9 protein-coding genes and 1 rRNA gene are annotated in these 12,856 nt (G+C 37.8%); all 10 read left to right on the forward strand.

The genetic code is table 11. The features are described 5' to 3' along the window. Window positions 1-3: 3 nt before the first annotated feature. The 10 genes from ODE14_RS15910 to ODE14_RS15955 all read left to right on the forward strand — a co-directional run bounded on the left by ODE14_RS15910 (window position 4) and on the right by ODE14_RS15955 (window position 12,721). Window positions 4-2,499 carry an exopolysaccharide transport family protein gene (locus tag ODE14_RS15910; RefSeq protein ID WP_263602131.1) on the forward strand — a complete coding sequence of 832 codons (2,496 nt, stop codon included), beginning with the start codon at window positions 4-6 and terminating at the stop codon, window positions 2,497-2,499. Between the two features lie 213 nt (window positions 2,500-2,712). Next, entirely contained in the window at window positions 2,713-3,606 is an 894-nt protein-coding gene (locus ODE14_RS15915; protein WP_248388729.1) for a DUF6089 family protein, read from the forward strand. 1 nt (window position 3,607) lies between these two features. Next, complete coding sequence (locus tag ODE14_RS15920; protein ID WP_248388727.1) at window positions 3,608-4,357, forward strand: isoprenyl transferase; 750 nt, start codon at window positions 3,608-3,610, stop codon at window positions 4,355-4,357. 27 nt (window positions 4,358-4,384) lie between these two features. Next, complete coding sequence (bamA, locus tag ODE14_RS15925) at window positions 4,385-6,922, forward strand: outer membrane protein assembly factor BamA (protein ID WP_248388725.1); 2,538 nt, start codon at window positions 4,385-4,387, stop codon at window positions 6,920-6,922. 8 nt (window positions 6,923-6,930) lie between these two features. Next, window positions 6,931-7,476 carry an OmpH family outer membrane protein gene (locus ODE14_RS15930; protein WP_072884471.1) on the forward strand — a complete coding sequence of 182 codons (546 nt, stop codon included), beginning with the start codon at window positions 6,931-6,933 and terminating at the stop codon, window positions 7,474-7,476. Between the two features lie 61 nt (window positions 7,477-7,537). Next, window positions 7,538-8,041, forward strand: a complete 504-nt coding sequence (locus ODE14_RS15935) for an OmpH family outer membrane protein (protein ID WP_072884267.1) — start codon at window positions 7,538-7,540, stop codon at window positions 8,039-8,041. Between the two features lie 69 nt (window positions 8,042-8,110). Then, window positions 8,111-8,596, forward strand: a complete 486-nt coding sequence (locus ODE14_RS15940) for an acyl-CoA thioesterase (RefSeq protein ID WP_248388723.1) — start codon at window positions 8,111-8,113, stop codon at window positions 8,594-8,596. Next, window positions 8,596-9,462 carry a dTDP-4-dehydrorhamnose reductase gene (gene rfbD / locus ODE14_RS15945; RefSeq protein WP_263602132.1) on the forward strand — a complete coding sequence of 289 codons (867 nt, stop codon included), beginning with the start codon at window positions 8,596-8,598 and terminating at the stop codon, window positions 9,460-9,462. Before ODE14_RS15940 ends, rfbD begins: the two co-directional genes overlap by 1 nt. 3 nt (window positions 9,463-9,465) lie before the next feature. Beyond that, window positions 9,466-10,149 carry a hypothetical protein gene (locus ODE14_RS15950; protein WP_263602133.1) on the forward strand — a complete coding sequence of 228 codons (684 nt, stop codon included), beginning with the start codon at window positions 9,466-9,468 and terminating at the stop codon, window positions 10,147-10,149. Window positions 10,150-11,204: 1,055 nt separating this feature from the next. Then, window positions 11,205-12,721: ribosomal RNA gene (locus ODE14_RS15955) — 16S ribosomal RNA — on the forward strand. The last annotated feature ends 135 nt before the right edge of the window (window positions 12,722-12,856 follow it).

Below are 12,856 nucleotides of genomic sequence, written 5' to 3' on the forward strand. Positions count from 1 at the left end.
ATTATGATCCCGGAAAAAGAGACAAAAATTGAGAAAGATGATTCTCAGGAAGGAAAATATGGTTCATTCGGATTGTTTGACATTGCCCATTTTTTTAACAGGATTATTAAAAACTGGTATTGGTTTATACTGATGCTCTTTATAGGGTACTGTATGGCATGGGTATACAGTAAATATTATGCGCAAAATATCTATGCTTCCAATCTATCATTAAGTATATCAAATAACACATCCAGCTACTTTACTCCTAGCCAGTCTATAAATTTTATTTGGGGGCAGGGAGGGAATCAGGATGGTATTTATCTGAAAAAAATGCTGCTGTCGAGAACGCACAATGAATTTCTGGTAAAGGAATTGGAACTTTATGTAAACTATTCTACTAAAGGTATTATCAAATCAACCTATCTGGACAAAGACGATGTGCCTATCCTGCTCGAGGTGGATAAAAAACATCTTCAGCAGATGGATTACCCTATAACTTTGGTTCCCAAAAGTAATAATAAATTTGAGGTTGTTCTGCCGGAAGACGGACATTCCCGGAATTTGTACAGTTATGAAACGGAAGGATTTACTACAGTTGATCCGTATGACAGACCTGATAACAGGACCATTGAAATCGGAGAATGGTTCACAGCTCCCAATCTGAGATTCAGGCTGGTGAAAAATCCCATTATACAGAAAATTGACCTGCAGAATATCATTGTTAAGCTAAGTACGGTAAATAATGCAGTACAGGATATTGTTTCTACCATCGGAGTTGATTTTGATAAGGAAATCGGGACCATTATGATTATTACAAAAAGAGGGTATAACCTTAATGGAACCGTAAATTTTCTTAATAAATCCGTAAGCGAGCTTCAGAAAAAAAGACAGGCCGATAAGCTGATTGTTGATAAAAATACCAACGCTTATTTACAGGAAAATCTTGATAATGTAAGAAAAAAACTGGATTCAAGCGCCTATGTCCTCAATTATATGAAGACAACCGAAAAGCTTTATGATATTAAAGACAGAGATGAAAAATCTCTTAATAAGATTAAGGAACTAGAGTCTAAAAAAGCAGATCTTGAAAGTAAAATAAGTTCATTGCGTCATATGAAAAATTCCCTTGCTTCCCAAAACCTGGAGAAAATGATCAGTACAACTGCGGCAGGATTTCAGGATGGTGTTTTTTCTGCAACAATTTCTGAGCTTAAAGATTTATACCTTAAAAGACGCGAAATGGCCCGCATTTATAAGCCGAATTCCGAGCCAATGATTGAGATCAATAAACTCATAAATGACGCCAGAGCTAATTCAAATGGGGTTTTGGGTAATTATTACTCAGATTATCTTGAAGAAATAGCTAAAATAAACCGAGAAGTAATGCAAGCCAATTCAGATCTTACCACTTATCCCGAAAAGGAAAGAAAATATCTGGATGCGGAAAGAGGGTATAACATGATTGAGGCAACCTATAACAGTCTCCTGAGCAGACAAAACGAAACCCAGTTAAAGATAGTAGGCAATCAGTCCGATATCAGTGTGATAGACCCGGCCAAAAATATAGGGCAGGCGCCGATAGCACCGAATATAAAAGTCGTTAAAGCAGGAATTATAGGCGGACTTCTGATACTTCCGATGCTGTTTATCTTAATAGGAGAATTGCTCGACAATAGAATCAGAAATATTAAAGAATTACTTAATGCCACAAGAATTCCCCTTCTCGGTGTTATCGGTAACAATACCAATGAAACAATGCTTACCGTTCTGGATCAGCCGAAATCTTCAGTTTCAGAGGCATTCAGAGGCATCAGAGCCAATATGAGATTTTTAGCAGGAAGCGATCGCGGAAGTAAAGTAATTCTGGTAACATCATCCATCGGTGGTGAGGGGAAAACATATGTTTCCATCAATCTGGCTTCCGTATTAGGGCTGAGCGATAAAAAAACAATTCTTCTGGGAATGGACCTCAGAAAACCAAAAATTTTCGGGGATTTCAGAATTGATAACAAATATGGGATTTCAAATTATCTTACCGGGGAGGTGGAAATGAGCCAGATCATTAATAAAACAAAAATCCCCAATCTTGATGTGGCTACATCAGGACCAATCCCTCCAAATCCTTCCGAATTGCTTATGGGTGAAAGCAATATCCGATTTATTCAGGACCTGAAAAATCTTTATGACTTTATTATTATTGATTCACCGCCGGTGGGTCTCGTTGCAGACTCTTACGAACTGATGAAATATTCTGATACCAATATCTATGTAGTCCGTCACGAATACACCGAAAAATATATGCTCAAAATGATTACTGAAAAGTATCATAATGGAGAAACAGGAAATCTCGGGCTCGTTTACAATGACTACAATACGAAGCAGGGATATGGCTATGGTTACGGCTATGGTTATGGCTACGGCTATGGTTATGGCTATTTTGACGAAGATAAAAATTACAAAGAACCATTGTTAATAAGAATTAGAAATAAAGTACGGGAAATATTCAATAAAAAATAATACTTTTAAGCCCTCATTTAATGAGGGTTTATCATGAAGCAGAAATTTAGTATCTGATAAAAAAAGAATAATTTATCGACTTTATCGTTTACTTTATAACAAATTATGTTTTTTTGTTTATTTTTAACTAAACATTAAGATTATCATTAATATAAAAATGTTTTATATTTGCAAAAATTAAATTTTAAAATAACCATAAATCCATATTCTTTTATGAATAGAAAATTATTGTTTAGCTTCCTTGCCGCCCTAGGAACTGTGGTAAGTGTTAAAGCACAAAGAAACGAACTGGGAGTTCGTCTAGGTATGAGTAACCTAGTTGGGGATATAGGGAGAACGAATTATATTTTACAAAAGCCATTGGATTTAAGTAAAGCATCGGATTGGGGAGTTCCGTTTTATGGAGGGATTTTATATAGATTTAATTTTAATCCTCATCAAACGGTAAGATTAGATCTTGGATACAACCAGATTCAGTTTAATGATAAAGTTGCAAAAGAAGAGTACAGACAAAACAGAAACTCTTTCGGGAAAAACAATGTGTATGAGGCAAGTCTTGTTTTCGAATATAATTTCTTCCCAGTAAATAACGAACAGAAAGGTATGGTAAGCCCGTATATTTTCGGTGGGGTGGGAGCGTTAATGTTTGATGCGCCTAAAGCTACACTCATCAACGATTTCAGGAGAGATGCTGATGGTGTTGCGCAGGCTCCAATTAATGAGCTTGATTTTACCACTACAGCTCAGTACTCTACGGGAACAAAAACTACCATGCATATTCCTTTTGGAGTAGGTTTGAAATATAAATTTAATTATAACTGGGCCATTTTTGCTGAAGCAACATTCAGATATACTCTGACGGATCAGCTTGATTACAGCAAAATCCTCACTAAAGATGTAATCTCTACTTATAACGGAGATATCTTAAGCCCTGTTACAGGAGGTTCTCTTCTTCAGACAGATGCCTATTATGTGGTGTCTAAAGAGAGGGAAGCTGCTTTTACGGGAGGTAGAAATGTTGGAGATACAAAATCTAAAGACTGGATGAATACGGTAAGTTTAGGTTTGACTTATTCGTTCGGAAGACCTCCGTGTTATTGTGATTAATATGTCGTTGATAAAAGATAAAATAGATCCTGATAATTTACCAAAGCATGTTGCGGTTATCATGGATGGTAATGGAAGATGGGCAAAATCCCGTGGCGAAGAAAGAACATTTGGCCACAGAAATGCCATTAATGCAGTAAGAAATGCCATTAATGCATGTAATGAAATACATATTCCGTACTTAACGCTTTATACCTTTTCTTCGGAAAACTGGAACCGCCCTGCAGAAGAAGTAAATACATTGATGAATTTACTTGTAGAGACTTTATTGCTCGAAGCAGAGGAGATTTTCAGCAAAGGCTTAAGAATGCATGTGATTGGTAATTTAGAAAAGCTTCCTCCACTCGTAAAAGATCAGCTGAACCGTGTGGTGGAACTTACAAAAGAAAACACAAAAGGTAATTTGGTACTCGCCATAAGCTATGGCTCACAAAATGAAATACTGAATGCCGTAAAAAACATAAGTGAAGATGTAAAAGAAGGAAAGATACATGCGGCGGATATTGATGAAAAATTATTTGAAAGCTATCTCTACACCAAAGATTTTCCACCTGTTGATCTCCTGATAAGGACCAGTGGCGAAATCAGAATCAGTAATTTCCTCCTTTGGCAGATCGCCTATGCAGAACTGCAGTTTTTAGATGTTCTGTGGCCGGACTTTACCAAAGATATTTTCTTTCAGTGTATTGTTGATTATCAAAACAAAGAAAGAAGGTTCGGAAAGACCGGGGAACAAATAAAAATCCAGTAAAATTAAGAAAAGAAAGACTACGATAAAATGAAGTTTAGACTATTACCCATCATTATGTTTGTTGCTTCTGCACATTTCTATGGACAGGTAACGCCACAGGACAGCACACAGGTAAATACTTCTGTACAGGCAGGAAACCAGACAGGAACATACACATTGAAAGACATCGTTGTAGATGGGGTTAAAAAATATACACCGGCTCAGATCCTTAGATTTACAGGATTATCGAAAGGTGAGACGGTAGACATTCCGGGACAGAAAATCAGTAACGCGGTAAAAAAACTTTGGGATACACAATCCTTTTCCGAAGTTGAAGTATACGTTCAGAGCATTGAAGGAGAAACTATTATCCTTAAATTTTATCTTCAGGATCTTAAAGATCTGGGCGAGGTGAAGTTTACAGGAAAAGGTATCGGGAAATCCAAAAATGAAAAGATGGCTAAAGACAACAATCTGAAGCCGGGAACCAAAATTACCCAAAATTTGGTTTCAAGTCTTAAAACTAATATTCCTAAAGATTTTATCAAAAAAGGATACGCTGATGCAAAAATTACCATTCAGGACAAAGTAAATGCGGGAGATCCTAATCTTGTTGACTGGACAATCAATGTAGATAAAGGTAAAAGAATCAAAATCGATCATATCGAGTTTGAAGGAAATACAGCGGTTTCTGATAGAAAACTTAGAAAAAAAGCATTTAAAGAAACCAAGCAGAAAAGATTCGGAATCGGAGGTATTCTGAAATCTTCAAAATTCATTGAAGAAAAATATCAGGAAGACAAGCAAAATCTCATCAGTTACTACAATTCATTGGGTTACAGAGATGCGAAAGTTCTTTCAGATTCTGTTTGGAGAAACAAAAGAAATAATTACGAGATCAATGTAAAGCTTAACGAAGGGAAACAGTATTATATCGGCGATATTACATTTACCGGAAATACCGTTTATTCTACGGATTATTTACAGAGACTCTTGGGATATAAAAAAGGTGATATTTACGATGCAGTAGGATTCAACAAAAAAGTTGGTGAAGACGGAGGTAAAGAAGATGATTCTGATATTAAGTCGGTCTACATGAACAACGGTTACCTTTTCTCAAATGTTATGCCTGTTGAAAAATCGGTAAACGGAGATAAGATCAATCTTGAAATTCGTATCAACGAAGGGGAAAAAGCTACTTGGAACAGAGTAACCTGGGAAGGAAATACAACGACCCATGATCATGTGATCTTAAGAGCTTTAAGAACCAAGCCGGGAAATCTTTTTGCTAAAAGTGATATCAAAAGAACATATTTTGATCTTGCCGGAATGCAGTTTTTTGATCCGCAGCAGGTAGGTCAGGATATTCAGCCAAATCAACAGGATAACACCGTGGATATCAATTGGAAACTTGTTGAAAAAGGTTCTTCCCAGGTTCAGCTTCAGGCAGGTTACGGTGGTAACAGCTTTATCGGTACTTTAGGGTTGACATTCAACAACTTCTCTTTGAAGAACTTCCTCAAGTTTAAAGATTTTAAACCTGTACCACAGGGTGACGGACAAACATTGTCACTTCAGGCACAGGCAGGGCAATATTTCCAGAATTACAGTATCGGGTTTACAGAACCTTGGTTATTCGGAACAAGGCCAACTGCATTATCTGTGAGTCTCAATAACTCAAGAGTTAAATACTCGGATGTTTACGGATCATCTCAGAAGCTGAATATTTTCTCCGCTTCAGTTGGATTAAACCGATTGTTGAAGTGGCCGGATGATTATTTCTCATTATACACAGGAATTCAGTTTCAGAAATACGATTTTAAGAACTATCCTTTCGATTTCGGAGGAACTACAGAGTATTATGGTACGGCGAACAACTTTAGTATCAATCTCGGGCTAAGTAGAAACTCTGCCGGTATTGACCCCATTTTCCCTACGGTAGGGTCTAATTTAGACCTCTCGGTGAAATTCACACCGCCATATTCATTGTTCAGTAACAAAGACTATTCTACACTTAGTCCTACAGAGAAATATAAATGGATGGAGTTCTATAAAGTGAAGTTTAAAGCAGATGTATATAACGAAATTGCCGGGAAACTGGTCTTAAGATCTTCTGCTGAAATGGGCTTCATGGACGGTTATAACAAAGAACTTGGTGCACCGCCGTTTGAAAGATTCTATGTAGGAGGCACAGGACTTTTCGGAGGCCGTTTTGATGGTAGAGAATTAATTCCGTTAAGAGGATATGAAAATGCTTCTACCTACGGAGGAACTTCTGAAGATATTACCCCTACAGGTGGAGGTACTATTTATAACAGATTTACGTTAGAATTAAGATATCCGATTTCATTGAACCAGACTGCAAAAATTTATGCACTCACGTTCGCAGAAGGAGGTAACGTTTGGAATTCATGGGGAAGCTATAATCCATTCCAGTTGAAAAGATCAGTTGGGGTAGGGGTAAGAGTTTATATGGGAGCATTCGGCTTGATTGGGTTCGACTTCGCTTATGGATTCGATAAAACAGTTTCAGGAACAGATCCTTCCGGATGGAAGACCCACTTCCTGATGAACCAATCTTTATAATTCATCATATGAAAAATTTTAGAATTGTTTTCTCATTCTTCTTATTTTTGCTTTTCAGTTTAAGCAATGCACAGAAAGTGGGTGTTGTTGATACAGAGTATATTCTGAATAAAATGCCTCAGTATAAGGAAGCGGAAGCAAGACTTAACGCCCAGATTGATACATGGCAGTCCGAACTTCAGAACCTGCAGTCGGAATACGAACGTAAGAGATCTGCTTTTGAAAGTGAGAAAGTACTTTTAATTGGAGATCAGCTGAAGTTGAGAGAAAAAGAAGTAATGGATTTGGAAAAAAATATCAAAACCACTACAAGTTTACGCTTTGGAGCTACGGGAGAGATTAAAAAGCTAAGGACTAATCTTGTTCAGCCGTTTCAGGATCAGATCTGGGGCGCAATCAAGACAATGGCCGAGAAAAACGGAATAGGAATAGTGATTGATAAAACAAGTAATAATGTACTGTTCCTGCAAAAAAGATTCGATTACTCAGATAAAGTACTTGATATTTTATTAAAAGATACCGATAAAAAAGAAAAAACTAAAACCCGAAAATAAAAGTTTAACTTTTATTAAATTTACAGATCTAAAAACAAATTAAATTATTTATTTACCAATTATGAAAAAATTAAGTGTATTATTTGCAGCGGTAATGATGGTTGTATCGGTAGGTATGGCAAAAGCTCAAAAAATTGCAACTTTAGACGTTATAGGTATTCTTAATGCAATGCCTGAAAAGAAAAAAGCAGATACTGATCTTAAAGCCTTCTTAGATACAAAACAAGCTGAAATCAAGAAAAAGGCGGATGCAGGACAGGCTAAGTTAAAGCAATATTCTGAGGAAGCTCCTAAGAAAACAGCTGAAGAAAACAAAGCAAGAGAGGCTGAATTGGCAAAAATGCAACAAGAAATTCAGGATATGAACGATAAAGCTCAAAAAGATTTTGTTGCAAAACAGGATGCTGCTTATGAACCAATCGAGAAAAAACTGAATGATGCCGTTTCCAAAGTTGCTAAAGCAAACGGATACGATTATATCATGGATGCAAACTCTTCTGCCTTTGTATTCAAAGGAGGTCCGGACGCTACGGCTGCCGTAAAGAAAGAATTAGGCGTTCAATAATTTATCAGATATTCAAAAACATTTATAAAAAACCATCTCTCATCGGGGTGGTTTTTCTATTTTTGCAGCATGGAAAAAGAAGTATCAACCACGGTAAAGGTGAGGTTTAGTGATTGTGATCCGATTGGTCATTTAAATAACGTTAAATATCTGGACTATATGTTCAATGCCAGGGAAGATCATGTGGAAACATTCTATGGTTTTACCTATGAAGAATATACCAAGCTTACAGGCTGTACCTGGATTGCCATTCAGAACGAAATTGCTTACATTAAAGAAGTACGGTATAATACTTCAGTGATCATCAGCAGTAAAACCATAGAAGTTCAGGACAGAACGGCAAAGGTTGAAATTCTTATGAAAAGCCTGGACGAGAAAACCATTCATGCAGTATTATGGGTTACCGTAATTTATTTTAATGTTAAAACAAGAAAATCTGAAGTACATCCAGAAGAGATTAAGGAAACGTTCAATAAATTTTATGTAGATTTAGAGCAGAAAGAGTTTCAGTCAAGAGTTAAATTTTTAAGATCACAGAACGCAAAAAATTCATAATGAAAAAAATATTGGTAGTAGGAGGAAACGGACAGTTAGGAAATTGTATCAGAAAAATCGCTCCTGATTTTGAGCTGGATTATGAGTTTGTTTTTACAGATTCTCAGATATTGGATATCACAGACGAAGATCAGGTGAATTCTTTTTTTTACGATAACAAACCGGAGTTCTGTATCAATGCATCAGCTTTTACAGCGGTAGACCTTGCTGAAAAGGAAAAGGAAAAAGCTTTTGCCGTAAATGCACAAGGTGTTGCTTATCTTGCACACGCCTGCAAAGAATACAATACTGTATTTATTCATGTATCTACAGATTATGTTTTTGACGGAGAAACAAATCTTTGTTATTCAGAAGACGACTTTACCAATCCTATAGGCGTTTACGGAGAATCAAAATTAAAAGGAGAAGAACTGGCTTTAGAAGCAAACCCTAAAACAATAATTCTTAGAACATCATGGCTCTATTCAGAATTCAATAAGAATTTCGTAAAAACCATGCTTCACCTCTTTTCGCAAAAAGAAGAATTAGGAATTGTGGCAGATCAGTTCGGACAGCCGACTAATGCCAACGATCTTGCTGAAGCTATTATGAATATTATTGAAACACCCCAAAAAAGTTATGGGATTTTTCATTTTTCAAACTATCCGGAGACAACCTGGTTTGAATTTGCACAGAAAATAGCTGAGCTTTCAAAATCATCAGTTAAGCTCAATGCATTAAGCACCGAACAATATCCTACTCCGGCTAAAAGACCGAAAAGAAGTACCATGTGTCTCGATAAAATAGAAGAAGTTTATAAAATTGAACCCAAACATTGGGAGAATAGTCTCGAAGAATGTCTGGATATTCTGCATAATAATCTATAAAGAATGAAAAAAATACTGTTTGCCACCTTTGTTCTTGCAGCTCAGTTGTTCTTTGCGCAAAATGTGTTTTTAACAAAAGTTGAAAAAACGCACGATAATACAGATAGGTTTTTATATAAAATTGATGAAGAAAAAAAAGATGCGGAATATCTCGGAGAAATCGAAGTTCAGGGATTTTCGAAAAATGATGCCGAAATTTTTTCATTGATTTATAAAAAAGCAAAAGAAATCGGAGCCAATACTTTCGCTTTAAAACCTTTTGAAAATGTTGACGGCTCATGGCAAAGCGTTAATCCTGCCAATTACAGATTGGCTTTATATTATCTTCCGAAAGATAAATTACTGAATCAGACAGGACTTTTATATGTATTTGCCTCTTCGGAAAGAGATCAGAAGATTGCTGTAAATAAAGTTGATTATAACATTCATCCAAGATCATATATAATATTCCACACCACGCCGGGGGAAGTTTATACCATCTCAACAAAAAAACTTCTGGGCTCAGCCGTAAAATTCCAGCCTAAAGAAAATAGTATCAATCAGTTTTTTCAGATTTCAGCAACAAAAATAAAATCAGATGAAACAGGAGTCGGAGGCCTGAATTTAAAAAGTGGTGATATTATAGGACTCGAAAAATCTTATGCCGAATTTCTTAGTCTTATTTATAATAAACAAAAAGCAGAGTGAAAACTTTGCTTTTTTTATTTTCAATAATCTTCTTGAATTAAAAACTGTTTCCTACGTTTCAGACGAGCTTGCCGAATTTAGATAAATACCTCATTCATTCACAAGCTTGCTTAAAACATACTCACACACGCTCTCACACAAACACAATTTCACACTTTCACACGCTCCAACCTCCCTTTATTTCAGGAGCTTAATCCGGCTCTCGCTACTCGCTTTTCCTGTTGTATTGGTAGCGGCGGCTTTGCCGCCGCTACCAATACAACAGGAAAGAGCTCAGACAGGCCGCTCGATCCGGGCTAGGGTGGGATGGAAGTAAGATGTAAGAAGTGAGAAGTGAGAAGAAGGAAGAAATAAGTAGAGAATGCGGAGTTTAAATTTCTTCGTCTAAGGTTTAGGATTTACATTCATCCTTTCAATTTCAAGGCTTCATGATTCAGATCTCCGTAACGACCTTACAAGACATCCTGTCACCCCTTGCCTATTACCCACAACTCATAATTCATAACTCATAACCACAACTTCCTTCTCACCTGAAAATTATTCATGCATACAACCAGAGAGTTAAGGATAAAAATTGCGTAAACTTAAATTTTATGTTAAATAGATTTGGAATATAGGGTAAAGTGTTGTTATCTTTGCCCCACTGAAAACGGAAGGAAGTAGGTAGCGCAGGAGAGGCCTTTCGGGGTTTAAAAAATAGAAGCTCTGAAAAGGGGATACGAAAAAAAACTTTTACAAAATTTAATTAAAAAAAATCTTGTAGGAATAAAAAAGATTTGTATCTTTGCAGTCCGGTAAAACGGGGAGCAGGAGTTGAGTTGAGGGATTGTTTAAGGAGGCTTAAGGTTACTAAAAAAACTTTAAAATTTTCTTCAAAAACATTTGGTCAATTCAGAAATATTTTTTACTTTTGCACTCGCAAATACGAAACGAAAACTGACAGAAGAAGTAGTTTGTAGGAAGCGAAAGAAATGAAGATCATTGACATACAATATAACAACCAAGTAAGGAAAAACTAAAGCGTTAAAAAACTTTGAGTGAGTCAAGACAAACATACAATGGAGAGTTTGATCCTGGCTCAGGATGAACGCTAGCGGGAGGCCTAACACATGCAAGCTGAGCGGTAGAGTTTCTTCGGAGACTTGAGAGCGGCGTACGGGTGCGGAACACGTGTGCAACCTGCCTTTATCAGGGGGATAGCCTTTCGAAAGGAAGATTAATACCCCATAATATATAGAGTGGCATCACTTTATATTGAAAACTGAGGTGGATAAAGATGGGCACGCGCAAGATTAGATAGTTGGTGAGGTAACGGCTCACCAAGTCGATGATCTTTAGGGGGCCTGAGAGGGTGATCCCCCACACTGGTACTGAGACACGGACCAGACTCCTACGGGAGGCAGCAGTGAGGAATATTGGACAATGGGTTAGCGCCTGATCCAGCCATCCCGCGTGAAGGACGACGGCCCTATGGGTTGTAAACTTCTTTTGTGCAGGGATAAACCTATTTACGTGTAAATAGCTGAAGGTACTGTACGAATAAGCACCGGCTAACTCCGTGCCAGCAGCCGCGGTAATACGGAGGGTGCAAGCGTTATCCGGATTTATTGGGTTTAAAGGGTCCGTAGGCGGATCTGTAAGTCAGTGGTGAAATCTCACAGCTTAACTGTGAAACTGCCATTGATACTGCAGGTCTTGAGTAAGGTAGAAGTGGCTGGAATAAGTAGTGTAGCGGTGAAATGCATAGATATTACTTAGAACACCAATTGCGAAGGCAGGTCACTATGTCTTAACTGACGCTGATGGACGAAAGCGTGGGGAGCGAACAGGATTAGATACCCTGGTAGTCCACGCTGTAAACGATGCTAACTCGTTTTTGGGTTTTCGGATTCAGAGACTAAGCGAAAGTGATAAGTTAGCCACCTGGGGAGTACGAACGCAAGTTTGAAACTCAAAGGAATTGACGGGGGCCCGCACAAGCGGTGGATTATGTGGTTTAATTCGATGATACGCGAGGAACCTTACCAAGGCTTAAATGGGAATTGATCGGTTTAGAAATAGACCTTCCTTCGGGCAATTTTCAAGGTGTCGCATGGTTGTCGTCAGCTCGTGCCGTGAGGTGTTAGGTTAAGTCCTGCAACGAGCGCAACCCCTGTTACTAGTTGCTACCATTAAGTTGAGGACTCTAGTAAGACTGCCTACGCAAGTAGAGAGGAAGGTGGGGATGACGTCAAATCATCACGGCCCTTACGCCTTGGGCCACACACGTAATACAATGGCCGGTACAGAGGGCAGCTACACAGCGATGTGATGCAAATCTCGAAAGCCGGTCTCAGTTCGGATTGGAGTCTGCAACTCGACTCTATGAAGCTGGAATCGCTAGTAATCGCGCATCAGCCATGGCGCGGTGAATACGTTCCCGGGCCTTGTACACACCGCCCGTCAAGCCATGGAAGTCTGGGGTACCTGAAGTCGGTGACCGTAAAAGGAGCTGCCTAGGGTAAAACAGGTAACTAGGGCTAAGTCGTAACAAGGTAGCCGTACCGGAAGGTGCGGCTGGAACATCTCATTTTAGAGCGTCTTAAAGACGATAAACAAAATTAGTACCGCAAGGTACATGTACTTACTTCAAAGTAAAGCTTTAGTTTTTTTATTGGTTGATTTATAAGGAAGGTAAAAAGTTAAAAGTAAAAAGATCCAAGTGTAA

It is taken from the genome of Chryseobacterium sp. PET-29 (genome assembly GCF_025736815.1).
GTDB classification, from domain to species: Bacteria; Bacteroidota; Bacteroidia; order Flavobacteriales; family Weeksellaceae; genus Chryseobacterium; species Chryseobacterium nepalense.